Here is a 20,669-nt window from a genome sequence, read left to right on the forward strand (position 1 = left end):
TCAGCCCTTGCACTTCTCGGAGCCGGTGACTTCACATACGTGGCGCACGCCGTTGTAGTCGGCGTCTTCGGCCGGGACAACGCCCCAGACGCGTTCGTCGGTGATCCGGCAGTCGCCGGTGCACAGACCCTCGCCGAGCATGTAGTCGGCGTTGACCTTCTCGGTGAAGATCGTCTTCAATTTGCCGACAGTGTCGGTGCCGAGATCGTTGTTGGCGGCGAATACCGAACCGGCGATGGTTTCCGATTTCCACACCGTTTTGAGCTGCCCCGGCTTCAGGTCGCCCTTTTCGATCAGGGTTTTGTCGACCATGGTGTCGAACGCGAACCCGGCGTCACAATCGCCGGTCGCGATGGCCAGCGCGGAGGCGTCGTGCCCGCCCGCGTAGATCGGCTGCACACCGGCCGACAGATCCGCTTCCGACCCCGAGGCGATCACCTTCGATTCGATCAGTCCGGCAGTGGGGTAGAGGAATCCGGAGGTCGAACCCGGGTCGACGAAGCAGACCTTCTTGCCCTTGAAGTCCGGCAGTCCGTTGATCTCGGCATTGCCGGCGCGAGTGAGGCCGTAGGACTGGTAGCCGGGCGGAGTGCCCTTGTCCTGCACCACCGCGCCGAGCGGAGTCATCTCCGCGCCGTTCACACCGGCCACGACGTAGGCGAACGGACCGAAGAACGCCAGGTCGACATTGCCGGCGATGAGCCCCTCGACCACGCCCGCGTAATCGGAGGCCTGCACGAAGTCGACTTTCGATCCGGTTTCGCGCTCCAGCAGGGCGATCACCGGCTCGTAGCTGGCTTTCAGGTCGGAGGAGTTCTCGGCCGGGATGGCGGCCAGGGTCAGGGTCTCGGGGAAGCCTTGTTCGTTCACCGCTTCCGAATCGGAACCGGAACAGGCCGAAAGCGTGAGAGCCAGGCCGGCGAATACGGCGGCCACGGCATGGCGACGACGGAAGAACATGGAACGTCCTTGGGAGAGAAGGGGTCGAGCGGGATCAGGCGGATATGAGCAGGGCGGGAAGTTCGGCGACGGAATCGAGCACATGGGTGGCGCCGGCCTCGCGCAGGGTGTGCGCGTCGTGCGCGCCGGTGAGGGTGCCCGCCACGATGGCGGCGCCGGCCCGGAGGCCGGAGGTGATATCGCTCGAGGTGTCGCCGACGACCGCGACCCGGCGGACATCGTCGACCTCGGCGCGCAGCAGCGCGGTGAGCACCAGGTCGGGGTAGGGACGGCCGCGGCCGGCGTCGGCGGGGGCCAGCACCAGATCGGCAACCTCGGTCCAGCCCAGCGCGGTCAGCAACTTTCGCTGGGTCCCGCGGCTGAATCCGGTGGTGAGCGCGACCTTGATACCCGCCGTGCGCAGTGTCGCGATGGCGTTCGCCGCACCCGGAATCGGGGTGATGGCGCCTTCGTCGATATAACGCTCGTAGGCGGATTCGAAGGCCGCGTTGGCCTGTGCGGCCCGGTGATCGGAACCGAACAGTGCACGGAACACCACGATTTTCGACTGGCCCATCGTGTCGAGCACGTACTGACGGGCGTTGTCCCGCTCCGGCCCGGATTCCGGCAGACCCACCGCCGTGGCGGCGTCGTCGAAGGCCGCGATCACGGCACCGTCGTCGGCGACCGTGGTGCCGGCCATGTCCAGTACTGCCAGGGCGATATCGCTGTTGTCTTGCACAGGATCGAGAATGACCCCTGGTATAGACCAGGGGGCGGCTGTTGAGCGAACCCTGGGTTAACAGCTGGTATAGACCAGCTTCGCGGTAAGGTTGGATCGTGACCGCGACCGCCGAACCCCGGGTTCTCAAACATCAGATCGTGCGCGCGCGCATCGAAGAACTGCTCGACGGACTCGCGGAAGGCGCCACCGTTCCCTCCGAACGCGATCTCGCCGTCCGTTTCGACGTGGCCCGGGAAACGGTGCGCCAGGCCCTGCGGGAGTTACTGGTCGCGGGCAGAATCGAACGGCAGGGCAAAACCACACTCGTCGCGGGCCCGAAACTCGTTCTCCCACTGGCACTCGGCTCCTACACGGAAGCGGCCCGGGCCGGAGGCCGCAGCGCCACCCGCATCCTGGTGGGCTGGTCCCGCCTCACCGCCGACGCCGAACTGGCCGGACAACTGGACATCGAGCCGGGCGACCCGGTGGTCCAGCTCGAACGCGTCCTCACCACCGACGGCGTCCGCCTCGGCCTCGAAACAACCCGGCTCCCCGCCTACCGCTACCCCGGGCTGATCGACACCTTCGACTACACGCAGTCGCTCTACGCCGAAATAGCCGGCCGTGGCATAGCTTTCGCGAAATCGGTCGACAGCATCGAAACCACCCTCCCCGACGCTCGCGAGGCAGCCCTCCTGACGGTCGACACCCGGACCCCGATGTTCCTGCTCAAACGAGTCTCCTACGACACCGCGGGCATCCCCATCGAACACCGCCGCTCTCTGTACCGCGGCGACCGCATGACCTTCACTGCCATCCAGACTCCGTAATCGGCTGTGCCCGACCGGCCGGCACCGGCATCCCGCCACCCCATCGCACCCCCTTCAACTGCTGAGCCCATACGAGCGGGAAGTGCAGCATCCGATCGGCACCGATCACGCAACCGGCAATCGCCGGAACCCGAGCCTCGCGACGGCCACTCGGTAAGCCGCCGCGCAGCGGCACGATGCTGATACCCGCGGCCCTACGCGCATAGCCCGTCGTCGGTGGCGCCCGAATACCGGCGTCTCACTTGTAGATGCCGCGGCGTGAAGAAGGAGTCCGCGGCGAGGGCGACTACCAGCATGCGACACACCCAAGGGGGCCGGACGTCTCCCGCCGGAAGGCATCGGCATGCGGCATCACATCGGCCGGAACCGCCCCCTATTCCGCGCACTGACCCAATTCGCGAGCACCTATTGTATGTGCCGTTAGTTAGCGGTACGCTTTTGAATGTATCGATAAGCGCTCCACAGGCGCTACCGCCCACAGCCACAGAGGGCGCGACGAGTGAGGACTCAACCGATGAACCGAAACCCTGAACAGCGCACCCGCCGTATCGCCGCCCGGATCGCCGCGATCGCGGTCATCGCCCTCGCACCCCTGGCCGTCACCGGCACCGCCCTCGCGGACCCGGCCGGCGCGACCGCGATCAGCAGCCCCGGCGATTCCCACGGTTCCGGCAATTCGGACAGCAACAGCAGTTTCGGCGACAACAAGCTCGGCGACAGCACGCCCGGCGACTACGGCATCGGCGACAACGATTACGGCTGGGACGACAACGGCCACTACGGATATCGCGACCACAACCAGCAGAACTACGACGGCTGGAACGACCAGTTCAACAGCGGTCACAACGGCCGCCGGGACAACGACTCACACGCCGGCTACGGCGGCAACCGCGGCCACGACTACGACGCACCGGGCGACCGGGGCAGCGGCCACAACAACGGCGGATCCCAGACCTGGAACGTGCCCAACCCCTACATCCCGCCGGCCGCGCCGGCGCTGCTGCCGCCGATCCCCGCGCTGCACGTCCCGTCGCTGCCGCACCTGCCCCTGCCCCTGGCCGGAGCTCCGGGCCTGCCGGGCACGGGTAGCGCGTTCTGAGACCCATCTACGTGCCGTTGTTCAGCGGTTCATTATCTAGTGAATCACCAGCGGCACTGTTCCAGTCAGAGCACCGGTACTGCATATCTACGGCTTCGACGACCCGCACCGGGCTTCGGCTGCGGATCAGCCCCTTCGACACCGCCGGGGGGCGGCGACCTCGCCACCGGGTTTCCCGCCCGAGAAGCGCCGCTCCCCCTACTGCGGCAACCGGGCGCGATCGCCCGGAGAAGGTTGCTTGCTCGCCGTGTCGAACGCGGTGAACGCCGCGGCAGCCAGGATCATGATCGCCGAAACCAGCAGCGCCACATCCAGTCCATGATGGAATGCGGTCTTTCCGGTTTCGATAACCTCGTTCAGCTTGCCCAGATACGGGAAATAGGGTCCGATTTCGAGGCCCGGGGGAATACCACCACGTTCGACAGCCTCCACCGCGCCGGGCTGCAGGTCGGCCGGTAGACCCAGTTCGGTCATTCGCTGCCGCAGATCCGCGGTGAGCAGCGAATTCACCAGGGCACCGAGTATCGCCACCCCGAACGCCGCCCCGACCTGGCGCATCGTATTGGTCACCGCACCGGCCATACCCGAATGCTCGCGCGGCACCCCGGACATCACAGCCGAGGTCAACGGCACCACCGCGATCCCGAACCCTGCCCCCGCCAACGCCATCGCACAAGCCAGGGGGACGTCCTGCACCGATTCGGCGAGGGAGAAGCGGGTCAGCAGGATGCCGCCGGCACCGACCACACAGCCGATGATCATCGGCATCCGCGCACCGTGACGCGCCACCCAGTAGCCCGCGACCAGCGAGCCGATAGTGATAGCGACAGCCATCGGCGCGAAGACCGCGGCCGTCCGCGCGCCCGAATACGACTGCATCACTTGCAGATACAGGGCGGTGAAGAAGAAGATCGAGAAAATACCGAAGTAGACGGCAAAGGCCACCACCAGCGCACTGCGCACCGTCGGCAGCCGCAGGTAGCGGAAGTCGAGGATCGGCGCGCGTACCCGTTGTTCGACGACGACGAAGCCGATGAGCGCTATCGCCCCGACCACGAACAGCACGATCACCGACGGGGCGGTGTAACCCACTTCTTCACCGCTGGTCGCCGCATAGATCACCGCGCCGAGGAACCCGGCACCGAGCAGGGCCCCGGCCCAGTCGATCGGCTCGGGGCGTGGGTCCGCGCTCTCCGGAACCGACCACAGCGCGGCGACGAGCGCCACCGCCCCGATCACCAGGTTGAACCAGAAGATCGACCGCCATCCGTACGAGTGCACCAGCACACCGCCCAGCACCGGCCCGGCCGCCAACGCCAGCCCGGACGCCGCCGCCCACACCCCGAGCGCCTTCGCGCGCGCCTGTTCCCCCGGGAAGATATGCCGCAGCACCGAGAGCGTCCCCGGTTCCGACGCGGCGGCACCTACGCCCATGATCATGCGCCCGGCGATGAGCGCCGGCACGCTGGCCGCCAGCGCCGACACCACCGACCCGGCGCAGAAGATCACCAGTCCGGCGATCATGACCCGCTTCCGGCCCCAGCGGTCACCGAGCGATCCGCCCGCCAGCATGAGACATGCGAAAACCAGGGTGTAGCCGTTGACAACCCACTGCAGGGAGGTCACATCGGTTTTCAGATCGCTCCGGATAGCACCGAGCGCAACGCTGACGACCGTGGTGTCCAGGAAGGTGACGAACACTACGGCGGTGACCGCGGCCAGCGCCACGCCCGGACGTTTCGTCGTGCCCGGCACGTTTTCGCTCGAAACCACCGGCACAGGCTACCCGCCGCGAGCACCGGGCACATCCCGATGAACGGCGCCTCCGGCCCGGCGACCGGCTGTCCGGTGCCGGCTTGCCGGTGTCAGCTGTTCCAGTCGCTCCAGACGGGCGCCGGGCCGATGAAGAACACGCCGTAATCTTCCAAGGTGCCGGAGTTCTCGTCGTCGTGGCGGGCGTCCGCGGCGCCGACACCGGTGAAGTATCCCTCCAGCGCACCGGGCGTATTCCCGATGAGGACCTCCGCGGTGGCGGTGATCGTCTGGAAGGTATGCGGCACATTGCGCGGACCGAAGACGAAGGCGCCGGGTTCGGCTTCCTGTACCGCGCAGCTCTCCAGGGTGGAGCCGCCCAGCCAGAAACGCACCCGCCCCGACACCACCGTCCAGAACTCGTCCTCGCGGGTGTGGAAATGCAGCGGCGGCGCGGATTCCTTGTTCAGGGTCATCCGCATCATGGTCAGCTGCCCCGCGGTGTCTTGCTCGGTGAGGGACTGCTCGAAACGACTGTTGTAGTAACCGTATGTCGGCTGCGTCCACGGATTGCGTACGCCACCACGACCGATCGCGTTCATGAGCAGCCCTCTTTCATGTTGCGAGACTTGCGATTCCGCCTGGCCAATACAAGGTAGACCGGCAATCCGCGCACCGTCAGGCGAACGCCGATTACTTCCCGGCACCGGCACGAGCGGTTCACAATCCCGAAACGGCCACGTCCCACTACGGTCGAGGCATGAGTTCCCTGCACTGGACCGCGGCCGACCTGCCCGCACTCGACGGCCGCACCGTGATCGTCACCGGCGCCAACAGCGGCGTGGGTTTCGGCACCGCCACCGCGTTCGCCCGCGCGGGGGCACATACCGTGCTCGCGGTGCGGGACCGCGACCGTGGCGCCGACGCGGCGCGGCGGATCGGTGGCAGCACCGAGGTACGCCTGCTCGACCTCGCCGATCTGGCATCGATCCGGGGTTTCGCCGAATCCTGGGAGGGCGATATCGCGATCCTGGTGAACAACGCCGGTGTCGCCATGGTCCCCGAATCCCGGACGGCCGACGGTTTCGAAATGCAGTTCGGCACCAACCACCTCGGCCATTTCGCGCTCACCAACCTCCTGCTCCCGCGGATCACCGACCGGGTGGTGACGCTGTCCTCCGGTATCCACCGCACGGGCAGCATCGACTTCGACGACCTCGACTTCGGCAAGAGCGGATACAACCCGGTGAAGGCGTACGGCCGGGCCAAGCTCGCGAATCTGCTGTTCACGCTGGAACTCGAACGCCGGCTTCGGCGGGCCGGGTCGGACGTTCGCTCGATGGCGGCGCACCCCGGCTACGCGCACACCGCGCTCGGTACCCGCGACCGCAACAAGTACTTGGTCGCGCTGGTGCATCTGGCGGGTCGTTTCCTGGCGCAGACGCCGGAACAGGCGGCCCTGACCACACTCTTCGCCGCGACCCAGGATCTGCCCGGCGCGAGTTACGTGGGGCCGGACGGGCGCGGGGAACTACACGGCTCGCCCACGCTGGTCGGCCGCTCGGCCCGCGCCAGTGATGTGGGGCTGGCGGAGCGGCTCTGGGATGTCTCCGAGGAGCTCACCGGCGTCCGTTTCGCATCACCTCGTGCGCAGCTGAGGGGACAATGATCGAACTCGGGCCGGGCGTAGTATTCGCCGGATACACAATCGAACGCCGACTGGGCGCAGGCGGCTGGGGCACCGTCTACCTGGCGCGTGACCCGCGGCTACCGCGGTCCGTGGCCCTGAAACTGCTCGACCCGGCGCGCGCGAGCGACGAGGCCCGCCGCCGGTTCGAACGGGAAGCCGATCTCACGGCGGGTCTCGAACATCCCGATATCGTCACCATCTACGACCGCGGCGTGGAAGGCGAAACTCCCTGGATCGCCATGCAGTACGTCCCCGGGAACGATGCGTCGACGCTGCGGAACATCGAACCGGCGCATGCCCTGCGCATCGGCAGCCGGGTCGCCGACGCCCTCGACTACGCCCACGCCGCGGGTGTGCTGCACCGCGACGTGAAACCGTCCAATATCCTGATCGCCGAGGCCGAACCGGGCCGGCCGGAGCAGATTCTGCTGAGCGATTTCGGGATCGCCCGGCTCCGCGACTCGGCGAGCAGGCTGACCGAAACCGGGTCGGTCACCGGGACCGCGGCCTACGTATCGCCCGAACAGATCTCCGGCGGCACCGTCGATCACCGTTCCGACCAGTATTCGCTGGCCTGCAGCCTGTTCGTCCTGCTGACCGGCCGGCCGCCGTTCCCGGTCACCGACTCCCTGGCGCTCATGCACGCCCATGTGTACACGCCGCCGGTCCTGCCGGGCGAGGTCGATCCGGATCTGGCGGCACTCGACGCGGTATTCGGCAGGGCACTGGCCAAACAGCCCGACGACCGCTTCGGTACCTGCGCCGAATTCACCGCCGCGGCCCAGGACGCGCTGGCGACGTCGATGCCGACCAGAACGGCGTCGACGCCGGCACCGTCCACCCCGGCCCGGCCCGCACCGCCTGTCCATCGCCTCGCGGGCCGGACCCCCACGCTGATGGCGGCCGCCGCGGCGCTGATCGCGGTGGTCGCCCTCGCCGCCTGGGGGATCACGGCCCTCGAACCGTTCTCGGCCGCGGAGGACGCGGCCGAACCCCGGCCCGCCGCGGGCAACGCGATCGGGTGGGACGCGCGCCACTCCCCCGCAGCCCATGCATTTCCCGGACTCGTCGGCGAAAAAAATGCCAACAACGGCTGGAACGGCGCGACCTGCACCGAAAACGATCCCGGGACGTTGGAGAACGTCGCCTACCGGAACAGCGCCCGTATCTCCTGCACAGTGCCGATGAACGGCGACGACGACAAGCTGTCCTTCGATATCCACGACCGGACCAGCACCACGACCGCCGGACTCGGGATCGACGAACTGATCACCGAACTGTTCGACGGTTGCGAACCCCAGGTCCAGGGGGTGCAGCACCCCGCCGGATCGACGCTCCCCGTCGCCAGGTGTGAGGGGGTTGATTACTCCCGCGAGATCGATACTTCCGACCACCGGATCTACGTGTGGACGTTCTTCCCGGACAAGCCCCGTTCGCAGTACCTCATCGTCGCCCGCTGGCCCGGTCACACGGTGAACGAACTCATCGAGGATTGGTGGAAGAAGATTCCGCTCGGCGGCTGAGCCTTCGGATATTTCACGGTCGGCTCCCACCATGAATCGTGCCCGTCGAGACCTCCGATGCAAACGCCTTGTCGATCGCCGGAATACCGCCGGTGCGGTCGTGGTCGCCGGACCGCTGCCCGGTCGTCACCGCATTCACTGCAGCCCGCCCACCGCCGGCCTCACTTGCGGATCGGCGTTGCGGTGTCGTGGCCGCCAGTTCACCGCCGCCACCGGAAAAGAGCCCGGCGGGCGGTGGACAGCGGATCTCGACAAAAGTGCCGAATTCGCCTTGCCCGTCCTTCATCCGAACGGAGAAGGGACGCAGGCGCCCTGCGATTATCACTTCGTATGTCCGATCGACCCCGGTACCGAAGACGACCAGCACCGCGGTACGTCGCGACCACGCCGCGATATCACCCGTAACGGCCGAGTACGGTTCACGCCGTAAACCCGCCGGTTCCGGCTCTGCGATGCTCGTCCTGAGATCTGTTCCGAGTTTGTTGCCGAAGGCCGCGTCCAGCACCCGGGCGACCCGCGGCGCGACCTCCTGGGACCGGCCGTCCGGAAAGACATAGGTGACGAACCCGTCCTTCGGCTGCCCGGGGGACGCACCGGGCGAATCCGCCTTTCCGCGGTTCGTAGCCTGTCGGTGCTGCTCCGTGATGTCGCTCCGCCGGCTCCATGGATCAGCGCCGTGGGGCATATCTGCCGTACCCGGCGAATGAACGGAATCACGTGCGCCTTCCGCGCCGGGAGGAGAGCTGACCCCGGCGAGATTCCCGCCCGGCCGGCTCGGCGCATCTGCAGTGAGCGCGGAGTTCCGTAATGGCGAGTCCTGCGCCGCGGGATCCACTGCCCCGTCCGGCGCGAGCGGTGCCGATATCGCCGTTGCCGGTGAACCGGACGTGGGTAGTGCCGGCAGCGGGCCCGCTACCGCCGCATTCCGGCCGTCCTCAGAAGCTCTGCCGGGCGTGGATATTCCCGATTCGGTAGCCGGTTGCGCGGTCGGGAACCCCTCGGGCCGGGATCCGGCCCGAGGCAGCCGGCCCGGTACCGCGACCTGTTCCGGCCGCTCCACCGCTTCGGATACGTGCTGAATCAGACCACCGATCTCCACCACCGGGTTACCCAGGGATTTCGCCGTGTCCGTCACGATGCCGTCCACGCGATCGAGGCCCGACGAGAGATAGGCGAGGATGTGCTCTCCCTTACTCGTGCCGACCGGCACCGTGCCGGCGGCGGCGTTTACCCGGTGGACAACAGATTCGAGTTCCGTTCGGCCTTTGCTCACGGCAGCCGCGGCCGCACGAACCTGATCCGCCAGCCGGCGATCCAGCTCCTGAAGACCGCGGAACGCGCGGCCGAGGTGAGCAGTAAGTTCTTCATAGCTGTTGATATTCGCGCGCGGGATGCCCTCGACTTCACGGACCATCGGTGGCTTCGGCACCGCCGCCGCGTTATCCCCGCCGAAGAGATCCCAATTCCGGCGAACAGCCTTCGGGAGATCGAGGTAGTAGCGCTCGATGGCGGAAGAGAATCGGAACTCGGCCGGGTAGGTGGGGGCACGCTGATCCGGCATCACTATCTCCGGCATCTCGGCCATACAGAGCTAGTCTCCTCGGCCGATGCTCACTGTCGGAAGTGCACCGTCGTCCGGTCTGCCGGCTGAAAGAAGTAGACGACCTACCATGGTCACCCCTTCCGCAAGGGTGTAGCCGATGGCCGTGTTCACCACCGGTATCGCCATAGCATCGAATTTGCTGAGGGGGAGCTCGTAGTATTCGGCGAAGAGCTTCTTCGTCAGGAGTTCGTTACGGCCGAACCACCCTCCGATTCCACCTCCGACAGCGCCCACCGCTGCGTGCAGGAGAATCCCTTCGGCTCCGAGATCGTCGATTCCCTCGAGCGCCCACCCCTGGACCGCACCCCCGAGAAAACCGCCGATCGCGCCGCCGACGGGTCCCCCGAGCACACCACCGACTACCGGCGCCACCGTCGCAGCGGCACCCAGACCCAGCTTCAACCAAGGGACTCCGCCATCGACGGACGTTGTGCTGTCACCGCTCATCGTGTGTTCGCCTAGGGATCTGCCGAGCCGAAATGGGGAACCGTAGGTTATCGGTTGCGCGTGTAATGTCTCATCGCTGCCGACCCGACTGTAGTAAATTCGAGGATCGTTGCCTCAGCGAACTACTCCCACGCCTAAGAACATTGCCGTTCGGCTTTCAGCGCCTCGTGCAGGGTGACCGCCCACTGGTGGACGATCTCCTTGCGACGGAGGGAGTCGTCGGTGAGGACATCGGCCAAGCCCAGGCCGCGAGCCAGGTCGAGGGTTGCTTGGACCAGGTGGTGGGTTACCGGGTCGGAGTCGTCGACACCCAGGGCCCGGACGGCGCGGCGGTGGGCACCGCGGCCGAAACGCGCCTCCAGGGGGACGATGCGTTCGCGGAGGGCGGGGTCGGCGGCGGCATGGGTCCAGACCTGGAGCGCCGCTTTGAACAGAGGGCTGGTGTAGGACTCGACCAGGCCCGCGACCACCGCCTCCGTCCGGGCGAGCCCGGATTCGGCGACCGCCGCGGTCATCGCCTGATCGGTCCGGGTGTCGAACATGTAGGTGAGCGCGGCGGTGATCAGGTCTTCCCGGGTCGGGAAATGGTGCTGGGCCGCACCGCGCGACACCCCGGCCCGTTCGGCGACCACCGAAACGGTTGCCGCTGCCCAGCCCTTTTCGGCCAGGCAGTCGATGGTCGCCTCCAGGAGCCGCTGCCGGGTGGCCCGGCTGCGGTCCTGTTTGGGTTCATGCGGTGTCGCCATAACTGCCTATTCTGCCGAGTGCGGCACCGGACTATGATCCGCGGACACCGATGTCGCGGGGTCGGCGGCCTCGGCGGCCCACCGCGGCGGCCGGCGTTGCAGGAAAGCGGTCATCCCCTCGATCACCTCGGGGGTGCCGAAGAATCGACCGGAACGTTGCGCCAATTCATCCGCGCTACGGTCGAATTCGGCGAGGATCGCGGCGGTGGTGAGTCGTTTGCTCTCGGCCAGCCCCTGAGGTGAGCCCTGCCGGAGTTCGGCCAGCAGGACCGCCACCGCCGCGGCCGGATCATCCGCGGCAAGGGTTATCAGGCCGATGCGCTCGGCGGTGCCCGCATCGAACTTCTCGCCGGTCAGGAAGTAGCGGCCGGCATCGCGGGCGCTGATTCGGGGCAGCAGCGTGAGCGAGATGACGAACGGCGCCAAGCCGAGCCGGGCCTCCGTCAGCGCGAAACTACTGCCCCGGCCCGCGACGGCGATATCGCAGGCCGCGAGCAGGCCCATACCGCCGGCCCGGACATTGCCGTCGACCCACGCGACCACCGGTTTCGGCAGTTCGAGAATGGTGCGCAGCAACCGGACCATCCACTGGGTGCGGATATCGGCGGCAGCGGCCGGGTCGGCGTCGACCGCCTCCTTCAGGTCGGCACCCGCGCAGAAGGTGTTGCCCGTATGGGTCAGTACCACCCCGCGCACATCCGGATCGGCGGCGGCCCGGTCCAGCCCGGCGAGCAGCTCGGTCACCAGCCGGGAGGAAATGGCGTTGCGGTTATACGGCGAGTCGAGGGTGAGGGTGGCGAACCCGTCCTCGACCACGTAATTCACCACGCGGTCGGCGGGATCGGTTCCGGTCACGGCAGCCTGCCTTTCTCCTGGATCGGCCGGGCGGTGGGCCCGATGCTCAGTAGGACTTCGGCAGCCCCAGCGAGTGCTGGGCGACGAAGTTGAGGATCATTTCCCGGCTCACCGGGGCCACGCGCGCGATCCGGGCGGCGCCGAGCATGGCACTCAGGCCGTATTCCGCGGTGAGTCCCGAACCGCCGTGGGTCTGGATGGCCTGGTCGAGGGCTTTGATACTGGCTTCGGCGGCCGCGTATTTCGCCATATTCGCGGCCTCGGCCGCACCCATCTCGTCGCCGGCGTCGTAGAGCGTGGCGGCCTTGAGCATCATCAGCCGGGCCAGCTCCAGTTCGATCTTCACCTGTGCCAGGGGATGCGAAATACCCTGGTGCGCGCCGATCGGTGTCTTCCAGACGGTCCGCTCCTTGGCGTATTCGACAGCGCGGTCGAGGGCATAGCGACCGATCCCGACGGCCATCGCGGCACCCATGATCCGTTCCGGGTTCAGGCCCGCGAACAGCTGCATGAGGGCGGCGTCCTCCTTGCCGACCAGTGCGGTGGACGGGAGCCGGACATCGTCGAGGAACAGCGTGAACTGGTGGTCCGGTTCGATGATGTCCATTTCCTGGGCGGTTTTCTCGAACCCGGGCGCGTCGGTGGGAACGATGAACAGGGCGGGCTTGAGCTTGCCGGTTTTGTGGTCCTCGGTGCGGGCCACGATGAGCACGGCCTCGGCCTGATCGACCCCGGAGATGAAGATCTTGCGGCCGGTGAGCAGCCAGTCGTCACCGTCGCGGCGGGCGGTGGTGGTGATCTGGTGCGAATTGGACCCGGCGTCGGGTTCGGTGATGCCGAAAACCATTTTGGCCGAACCGTCGGCCAGCTTCGGCAGCCATTCGGACTTCTGCGCGTCGGTGCCGTACTTGGTGATGATGGTCCCGCAGATCGCGGGGGACACCACCATGAGCAGCAGCCCGGCACCCTGGGCGGACAGTTCCTCCATGACCAGCGCCAGCTCGTACATTCCGGCGCCGCCGCCACCGTATTCTTCGGGCAGGTTCACCCCGAGGAAGCCGAGCCCGCCCGCTTCGTCCCACAGTTCGTCCAGCGGCTGTCCGGCCCGGGCCTTCGGCAGCACGTAGTCGCGGTAGCTGTACTTGGCGGCCAGCCCGGCGACGGCGGCGCGCAGTTCTTTGCGTTCGTCGGATTCGATGAAACTCATTGCTACTCCTGGTTTCCGGTGCTACTCATGGCCTTCGGGGGCGGGATCCACCACGGCGAGAACGGTGCCGACCTCGACCTGCCGGCCGACCTCGACATTCACGGCAGTGAGCACCCCGTCCACCGGAGCGGCGATGGTGTGCTCCATCTTCATGGCCTCCAGCCACAGGATCGGCTGCCCGGCGGTGACGGTACTACCGACCTCGGCGCCCAGCCGGATCACGCTGCCCGGCATGGGAGCCAGCAGCGAACCGGTGGCGACCTGGTCGGCAGGGTCGGTGAAACGGGGCAGGCGCCGTACGGCTACGGGGCCGAGCGCGGAATCCACGCAGACGAGGTCGTCATAGCGGGCGACGGCGAACCGGCGGCGGACGGAACCTTGCGTACCGCCTTGGCTCCGGCCCTGCGCGCCGGGAACCGAGAGAACCACCTGATCCGGTGTGGCCGAGATCAATTCGAGGTGGTCGAAACCGGCCACCGTCACCCCGAACCTGGTGAACCGGTAGTCGATCTCGTGGATGCCGGTGGTCCGGCTCTCATAGGACTTGCGCTGCGACTGGGAGGGCACATTGCGCCAGCCACTCGGCGTCCCGGCGACCACGGTGGCCCGCGCGCGATTGGCGGCGGCCTCGGCGAGCGCGGCCGCGACGATCGACAGTTTCTCGTCGTCCGGGCTCACCAGGGGTGCGGCCAGGGAATCCAGGCCGTGGGTGGCGAAGAACGCGGTATCGGTATCGCCGGCCAGGAACGCGGGGTGGCGGAGCACCCGGACCAGCAGGTCGCGGTTGGTGACCAGGCCGTGGATCCGGGCCCGCTGCAGGGCGCCGGCCAGCAGGCGGACGGCTTCTTCGCGGGTGCGGCCGTAGGAGATGACCTTCGCGAGCATGGGGTCGTAATGAACACCGACCACCGAACCGTCGTCGACACCGGAGTCGAGCCGGATACCGGAATACTCGAGCAGATCGAATTCTGCTGATACCGAAGGAATCTCGAAACAGTGCACCATTCCGCTCTGCGGCTGCCAATCCTGCGCGGGGTCCTCGGCGTAGAGCCGGACCTCGATCGAATGGCCGCGTGTGGCCGGCGGTTCCGGGGCGAGCCGGTCACCCTGGGCGATTTCCAGCTGGAGCCGGACCAGATCCAGCCCGGTGGTGCATTCGGTGACCGGATGTTCCACCTGCAGCCGGGTGTTCATCTCCAGGAAGTAGAACTCGCCGGTCTCGTCGGCCAGGAACTCGACCGTTCCGGCGCCGGTGTAACCGATGGCGGCGGCCGCCTGCCGGGCTGCGGCGAACAGCCGCTCCCGCATCCCACCTCTGAGCGTCGCGGCGGCGGCAGGGCCATCGTGGGAATGCTCCGCGACCGCCTCCAGCCCTTGACCGCGAGCGGCAGTGTCATCAGCCGCCCGCGGAGTGCTTCCGTGGTCACGCTCCGCTACCGCCTCCAGCGCTCGACCGCGAGCGGAGTCGATCCGCTCGACGAGAGGTGAGGGTGCCTCCTCGACGACTTTCTGGTGGCGGCGCTGGATCGAGCATTCCCGTTCACCGACCGCCCAGATCGTGCCGTGGATATCGGCCATCACCTGGACTTCGATATGGCGGCCGGTTTCCAGGTAGCGCTCGCAGAATACGGTTGGATCACCGAACGCCGATTCGGCTTCCCGACGGGCGCCGGCGAGCTGGTCGGGGAGTTCGGCCAGGGTGCGCACCACGCGCATACCGCGACCGCCGCCACCGGCCGAGGCTTTGATCAAGACCGGTAGCTGGTCCGCGGTGACCTCGTCCGGATCGAGTTCGGCCAGCACCGGCACCCCGGCGGCGTCCATCATCTTCTTGGCCGCGACCTTGGACCCCATCTCTTCGATCGCGGCGGCCGGTGGCCCGATCCAGACCAGCCCGGCCGCCTCGACGGCACGCGCGAATTCCGCGTTTTCGGAGAGGAATCCGTAGCCGGGATGTACCGCATCGGCACCAGCGGCCTGCGCGGCGGCAATGATCAGGTCGGCGCGGAGATAGGTTTCGGCCGGGGTGTTACCGGCCAGCCGGACCGCCGCGTCCGCCTCGGCGACATGGGGTGAATCGGCGTCGGCGTCGGAGTAGACGGCGACGGTGCCGAGACCCATCCGGCGGCAGGTCGCGAAGACCCGGCGGGCGATCTCGCCGCGATTGGCCACCAGAACACTGGTGATGAACTGTGGATCTGACACGACCGGCCTCACATTCGGAAGACGCCGAAGCCCTCGGCGCCCTGGACAGGAGCGGTGTGGATGGCCGACAGGGCCATACCCAGCACCGTTCGGGTGTCGCGGGGATCGATCACACCGTCGTCGTAGAGCCGCCCGGACATGAACATCGCCAGCGATTCGGCCTCGATCTGCGCTTCCACCGCGGCCCGCATCCCGGCGTCCGCTTCCTCGTCGAAGGCCTGCCCGCGGGCTTCTGCGGCGGCGCGGCCCACGATCGAGACGACTCCGGCCAATTGCGCCCCGCCCATCACCGCGGATTTGGCACTGGGCCAGGCGAAGACGAATCGCGGGTCGTAGGCCCGGCCGCACATCCCGTAATGCCCGGCGCCGTAGGAGGAGCCCATGAGCACCGAGATATGCGGCACCTTCGAATTCGAGACCGCGTTGATCATCTGGGCACCGTGTTTGATGATGCCCTTCTGTTCGTATTCCTTGCCGACCATGTAACCGGTCGTGTTGTGCAGGAACAGCAGCGGCGTATTCGTCTTGTTCGCCAGCTGGATGAACTGGGTAGCCTTCTGCGATTCCTCGGAGAACAGCACACCACGGGCATTGGCGAGGATCCCGACCGGATAGCCGTGCAGATCCGCCCAGCCGGTGACCAGGCTGGATCCGTAGAGCGGTTTGAATTCGTCGAAATCGGAGCCGTCGACGATCCGGGCGATCACCTCACGCGGGTCGAACGGGATCTTGAGGTCCGGGGGGACGATACCCAGTAGTTCCTCGGGGTCGTAGCGCGGTTCGAGAACCGCCGGTCGCGGTGCCGGGCCCTGTTTCTTCCAGTTGAGCCGTTTGACGATCCGGCGGCCGATCCGGATCGCGTCCTGTTCGTCGAGCGCGTAGTAGTCGGCCAGGCCGGAAACGCGCGCGTGCATATCCGCGCCGCCCAGGGATTCGTCGTCGGATTCCTCACCGGTGGCCATTTTCACCAGCGGCGGTCCGCCGAGGAAGACCTTGGAGCGTTCCTTGATCATCACGACGTGGTCGGACATTCCGGGGATATACGCACCACCGGCGGTGGAGTTGCCGAAAACCAAGGCGATGGTGGGGATACCGGCCGCGGAGGCCTGGGTGAGGTCGCGGAACATCCGGCCGCCGGGAACGAACACCTCTTTCTGGGTGGGCAGATCGGCGCCGCCCGATTCCACCAACGAGATCACCGGTAGCCGGTTTTCCCGGATGATGTCGTTGACCCGCAGTGTTTTCCGCAACGTCCACGGATTGGAGGTGCCGCCGCGCACGGTCGGATCGGGGGCGACGATCATGCATTCCACACCCTCGACCACACCGATACCGGCGACGGTGCTCGCCCCCACCGGGAATTCGCTCCCCCAGGCCGCGAGCGGGCAGAGCTCGAGGAACGGCGAATCCTCGTCGATGAGCAGTTCGATCCGTTCCCGGGCGGTCAGTTTGCCGCGTTTGCGGTGCCGGGCCAGTTTATCCGGGCCGCCGCCGGCGATAACCTTCGCGAATTCCGCATCGATTTCGGCCAGCTTGGCGGTCATCGACTCCGCGGCCGCGGCGTATTCGTCGGTGCCGGTGTCGAGGGTGCTGCGCAGTGTCGTCATGCCTGGTACCCCAGTCGTTTCGCGGCCAGTCCGGTGAGGATTTCGGTGGTCCCGCCACCGATACCGAGGATCCGCATATCGCGGTACTGGCGCTCCACCTCGGATTCCCGCATGTACCCCAGCCCGCCGAACAATTGCACGGCCTGATTCGCCACCCATTCCCCCGCTTCGACGGCGGTGTTCTTGGCGAAACAGACTTCGGCGATGAGATCGGTTTCGCCGGCTGCGGCGCGGGCGGCCACATCGCGGGTGTAGACGCGGGCGACGTCGGTGCGGCGGGCCATTTCGGTGACCGTGTTCTGGACGGCCTGGCGGCTGATCAGCGGACGGCCGAAGGTCTCCCGGTTGCGCACCCAGTCCAGGGTCAGGTCCAGGCAGCGCTGCGCACTCGCATACGCCTGCACGGCCAGGCCCACCCGCTCGCTGACGAAAGCTGCGGCAATCTGCAGGAAACCGGAGTTCTCCGGGCCCACCAGATCAGTCACCGGTACCCGCACATCCTGATAGGACAATTCCGCGGTATCCGAGGCCCGCCAGCCCATCTTGTCCAGTTTCCGGCTGACCGTGAACCCGGGGGTGTCCTTCTCGACCACCAGCAGCGACACACCGGAGGACCCGGGGCCACCGGTGCGGACCGCGGTGACCACGAAATCGGCCCGGCAACCGGAAGTGATGTAGGTCTTGGCGCCGTTCACGATGTAGTGGTCGCCGTCGCGGCGGGCGGTGGTGGTCAGGTGACCGACGTCGGAGCCGCCGCCGGGTTCGGTGATGGCCAGCGAACCGATCTTCTCGCCGGCCAGCGTCGGTATCGCCCAGCGCGCGATCTGCTCGGCGTCACCGGCGGCGATCATATGGGGCACCGCGATACCGCAGGTGAACAGGGAAGCGAACAGCCCACCCGAGACACCCGCGTAGTGCAGTTCCTCGCAGACGATGGCACCGTCGATACCGTCGCCGCCGGAGCCGCCCGCGGATTCCGGGAACTGGATACCCAGCAGCCCCAGTTCGCCGGCCTTCTTGTGCAGCTCCCGGGGGATCTCGCCGTCGCGCTCCCACTCGTCGAGATGGGGCAGGATCTCACGCTCGGCGAAAGCTCGGACGGTGGAGCGCAATTCGCGGCGCTCCGGGGTGTTCCAGACAGTGCTCACGGCAACAGCTCCAACGGTATGTCGAGATGGCGGGACCGCAGCCATTCGCCGAGTCCCTTCGCCTGCGGGTCGAACCGGGCCTGATAGGCCACGCCTTCGCCGAGCAGGCCGGTGATCAGAAAATTGAGCGCCCGCAGGTTCGGCAGCACGTGCCGGCCGATCTCCAGGGACGCGGTCTCCGGCAACAGTTCGCGTAGCCGGTCGACGGTGAGCGTATGCACCAGCCAGCGCCACTGCGTATCGGTCCGGACCCACACACCGATATTGGCGTCGCCACCTTTGTCACCGCTACGGGCCAGGGCGATCGTGCCGAGCGGGACACGGGTCGTGGGTGCAGCCGGAAGTGGTTCGGGGAGTTCGGGTTCGGAGACCTCGGCCAGCTTCTGCGTCTCCGACGGCGCGCCCACCAGCACCCGGTAGCCGTTCGGGCGCACCGCGGTATGCGGAACCTCGGCGGCATCGACGAAACCCGGCCGGTAGACGCCGTACGGGGAACCGTTGCCGGGGGGCGCGGTGAAGCTGCAGCCTGGATAGCTGGCCAGCGCGAGTTCGACAGCGACGCTGGAGAACGTGCGACCCACCGTGTTCGGGTCGGGGTCACGGACCACACAGCGCAGCAGAGCGCTCGCCTGCTCCTCGGTATCGGCGTCGGGCCGGTCCAGGCGGGCCAGCGTCCAGTCGAGCTCGGCGGGTCGCGTGGGGAGCCAGGCTTCCAGCTGCCGCTGCGCCAGCGCGGCTTTCGCCTCGATATCGAGGCCGGTGAGGATGAACTCCATCTCGTTGCGGAAACCACCTAGGGTGTTCAGCGAAACCTTCAACTGCGGCGGTGGCGGCTCACCCTGGACACCGCTGATCAGCACCCGGTCCGGGCCGTCGGATGTCAGTGCGATGGTGTCGAGCCGGGTGGTGACATCGGGCCCGGCGTAGCGCGCGCCCTGGATTTCGTACATGAGCTGCGCCGCGACCGTATCGACGGTGACCGCGCCACCGGTGCCCTGATGTTTGGTGATCACACTGCTGCCGTCCGCCCGGATCTCGGCGATCGGGAAGCCGGGCCGGCCGAGATCGGGCAGTTCGGTGAAGAAGGCGAAATTTCCGCCGGTGGCCTGGGTGCCACATTCGATCACATGGCCGGCCGCCACCGCTCCGGCGAGCCGATCGTAATCGGCGCGCTGCCAGCCGAAATGCGCCACCGCCGGACCGACCACGACCGAGGCGTCGGTGACCCGGCCGGTGACCACCACGTCCGCGCCGGCGGCCAGACAGTCGGCGATACCGAACGCTCCCAGATAGGCGTTGGCAGTCAGCGGGGACCCCAGCCCGAGATCGGCGGCGCGGTCCAGGAGATCGTCGCCCTCCACATATCCGACCTGGGCCTCCAGACCGAGCCGCGTCGCCAGTTCGCGCACCTTCTCCGCGAGCGCGGCGGGATTCAGGCCACCGGCGTTGGTCACGATCTGGACCTTGCGTTCCAGCGCGAGACCGAGACATTCCTCGAGCTGCCGCAGGAAGGTTTTCGCATAGCCGAGGCCGGGGTCTTTCATCCGGTCGCGGCCCAGGATCAGCATGGTCAGTTCGGCGAGATAGTCGCCGGTGAGCACATCGAGCTGCCCGTCGTCGAGCATCTCGCGCATGGCACTCAGCCGGTCACCGTAGAACCCGGAGCAGTTGCCGATGCGGATCACGTCCGGATCGGCGGCCAGAGCACTCATCAGCGATTACGCCTCCTACTGGGGCTCCGGGCAGGAACGATCGCCCGTCGCGGTCCACGTACGAGTCCAGCATCACAGCCCCGCCAGAAAAAAGCAAGCACGCGTGCTTGTTAATTCGGATGGTGGAATCCCACCTGCTCCGGTCGTTCGCGAGCTCGACATCGGCGACCGGCACAGGCCGTCGTGGTCGCGATGGAACGCGGGCTCCTGTCGCCGGCCATCGGATGGCGCCGCGGACGGGCTCGGTCCATCACCCGAGTTCGCGACCCCCGCCGTACCCGGCGCCGCCGGTACCCGAAGCGACCAGGCAAAATGGGGTGCCGTGTCCACCGATGTCGCAGTTGTCCTGATGTTCACCCTCGCCGGATTCCTGATCGGCGGCGCCTATACGACCTGGAAGAACTCGCGCCCGCTGGCGATCAGTCTGGGCGTCTGCGCCGCGCTCGCGGTGGTGGGCGCGGTGCTCTGGCTGTTGTGATCGGTGGTTTCCGGCGCCTCCCGGCTGGGCAATCCCCCAGCGGCGGACCTGCGAACGGGCCGGCCGCCGGATCGAAGACCGCGCCGGCCCTACCCCTCTGCGCC

The 20,669-nt window shown here is 67.4% G+C and carries 18 protein-coding genes; 5 read left to right on the forward strand and 13 right to left on the reverse strand.

The genetic code is table 11. From position 1 onward, the window contains the following. Both ACIA75_RS01915 and ACIA75_RS01920 read right to left on the reverse strand, forming a co-directional pair. Positions 1 to 960, reverse strand: coding sequence for a phosphate/phosphite/phosphonate ABC transporter substrate-binding protein (locus ACIA75_RS01915; RefSeq protein WP_397098873.1), 960 nt, complete (start codon positions 958 to 960; stop codon positions 1 to 3). A 34-nt stretch (positions 961 to 994) separates the two neighbouring features. Next, a complete protein-coding gene (locus ACIA75_RS01920; RefSeq protein WP_397098875.1) occupies positions 995 to 1,681 on the reverse strand; it encodes a phosphonatase-like hydrolase in 687 nt (228 codons plus the stop codon). Between the two features lie 98 nt (positions 1,682 to 1,779). On the opposite strand from ACIA75_RS01920, the gene ACIA75_RS01925 reads away from it, so the two are divergent. Further along, positions 1,780 to 2,493, forward strand: coding sequence for a GntR family transcriptional regulator (locus ACIA75_RS01925; protein WP_397098877.1), 714 nt, complete (start codon positions 1,780 to 1,782; stop codon positions 2,491 to 2,493). 514 nt (positions 2,494 to 3,007) lie between these two features. After that, positions 3,008 to 3,592 carry a hypothetical protein gene (locus ACIA75_RS01930; RefSeq protein ID WP_397098879.1) on the forward strand — a complete coding sequence of 195 codons (585 nt, stop codon included), beginning with the start codon at positions 3,008 to 3,010 and terminating at the stop codon, positions 3,590 to 3,592. A gap of 198 nt (positions 3,593 to 3,790) precedes the next feature. On the opposite strand, the gene ACIA75_RS01935 is transcribed toward ACIA75_RS01930, so the two are convergent. Together ACIA75_RS01935 and ACIA75_RS01940 are read right to left on the reverse strand one after the other, a co-directional pair. After that, positions 3,791 to 5,365, reverse strand: coding sequence for an MFS transporter (locus tag ACIA75_RS01935; RefSeq protein WP_397098881.1), 1,575 nt, complete (start codon positions 5,363 to 5,365; stop codon positions 3,791 to 3,793). 92 nt (positions 5,366 to 5,457) lie between these two features. Continuing rightward, positions 5,458 to 5,946 (reverse strand): cupin domain-containing protein, encoded by a 489-nt coding sequence (locus ACIA75_RS01940; protein WP_397098884.1) that lies wholly within the window; start codon positions 5,944 to 5,946, stop codon positions 5,458 to 5,460. Between the two features lie 158 nt (positions 5,947 to 6,104). Between ACIA75_RS01940 and ACIA75_RS01945 the strand changes: the two genes are divergently transcribed. Further along, positions 6,105 to 7,013, forward strand: coding sequence for an oxidoreductase (locus ACIA75_RS01945; protein WP_397098886.1), 909 nt, complete (start codon positions 6,105 to 6,107; stop codon positions 7,011 to 7,013). Beyond that, positions 7,010 to 8,557, forward strand: coding sequence for a serine/threonine-protein kinase (locus ACIA75_RS01950; protein ID WP_397098888.1), 1,548 nt, complete (start codon positions 7,010 to 7,012; stop codon positions 8,555 to 8,557). The genes ACIA75_RS01945 and ACIA75_RS01950 overlap by 4 nt, the downstream gene beginning before the upstream one ends. Positions 8,558 to 8,570: 13 nt before the next feature. Here ACIA75_RS01950 and ACIA75_RS01955 read toward each other — a convergent pair whose 3' ends face one another. The 9 genes from ACIA75_RS01955 to ACIA75_RS01995 form a co-directional block, all read right to left on the reverse strand. After that, positions 8,571 to 10,142, reverse strand: a complete 1,572-nt coding sequence (locus ACIA75_RS01955; protein WP_397098890.1) for a hypothetical protein — start codon at positions 10,140 to 10,142, stop codon at positions 8,571 to 8,573. Between the two features lie 6 nt (positions 10,143 to 10,148). Further along, on the reverse strand, positions 10,149 to 10,562 hold the full coding sequence (locus ACIA75_RS01960; protein ID WP_397098892.1) for a hypothetical protein: 414 nt from the start codon (positions 10,560 to 10,562) through the stop codon (positions 10,149 to 10,151). 179 nt (positions 10,563 to 10,741) lie between these two features. After that, the gene (locus ACIA75_RS01965; protein ID WP_397098894.1) at positions 10,742 to 11,353 is read right to left on the reverse strand and encodes a TetR/AcrR family transcriptional regulator; all 612 of its coding nucleotides are present in this window, start codon (positions 11,351 to 11,353) and stop codon (positions 10,742 to 10,744) included. Positions 11,354 to 11,359: 6 nt separating this feature from the next. Further along, complete coding sequence (locus tag ACIA75_RS01970; protein ID WP_397098896.1) at positions 11,360 to 12,208, reverse strand: enoyl-CoA hydratase family protein; 849 nt, start codon at positions 12,206 to 12,208, stop codon at positions 11,360 to 11,362. 46 nt (positions 12,209 to 12,254) lie between these two features. Next, positions 12,255 to 13,415 (reverse strand): acyl-CoA dehydrogenase family protein, encoded by a 1,161-nt coding sequence (locus tag ACIA75_RS01975; protein WP_397098898.1) that lies wholly within the window; start codon positions 13,413 to 13,415, stop codon positions 12,255 to 12,257. A 21-nt stretch (positions 13,416 to 13,436) separates the two neighbouring features. After that, on the reverse strand, positions 13,437 to 15,620 hold the full coding sequence (locus ACIA75_RS01980) for an acetyl/propionyl/methylcrotonyl-CoA carboxylase subunit alpha (RefSeq protein WP_397098900.1): 2,184 nt from the start codon (positions 15,618 to 15,620) through the stop codon (positions 13,437 to 13,439). 8 nt (positions 15,621 to 15,628) lie between these two features. Continuing rightward, on the reverse strand, positions 15,629 to 17,227 hold the full coding sequence (locus ACIA75_RS01985; protein ID WP_397098902.1) for an acyl-CoA carboxylase subunit beta: 1,599 nt from the start codon (positions 17,225 to 17,227) through the stop codon (positions 15,629 to 15,631). Continuing rightward, a complete protein-coding gene (locus ACIA75_RS01990) occupies positions 17,224 to 18,375 on the reverse strand; it encodes an acyl-CoA dehydrogenase family protein (protein ID WP_397098905.1) in 1,152 nt (383 codons plus the stop codon). Before ACIA75_RS01990 ends, ACIA75_RS01985 begins: the two co-directional genes overlap by 4 nt. Next, positions 18,372 to 20,087, reverse strand: coding sequence for an acyclic terpene utilization AtuA family protein (locus ACIA75_RS01995; RefSeq protein ID WP_397098907.1), 1,716 nt, complete (start codon positions 20,085 to 20,087; stop codon positions 18,372 to 18,374). The genes ACIA75_RS01990 and ACIA75_RS01995 overlap by 4 nt, the downstream gene beginning before the upstream one ends. Before the next feature lie 322 nt (positions 20,088 to 20,409). Between ACIA75_RS01995 and ACIA75_RS02000 the strand changes: the two genes are divergently transcribed. Beyond that, positions 20,410 to 20,565: a hypothetical protein gene (locus ACIA75_RS02000; protein WP_397098909.1), complete on the forward strand. Its 156-nt coding sequence runs from the start codon at positions 20,410 to 20,412 to the stop codon at positions 20,563 to 20,565. Positions 20,566 to 20,669 lie beyond the last annotated feature (104 nt).

The organism is Nocardia sp. NPDC051750, assembly GCF_044453135.1.
Lineage (GTDB): Bacteria > Actinomycetota > Actinomycetes > Mycobacteriales > Mycobacteriaceae > Nocardia.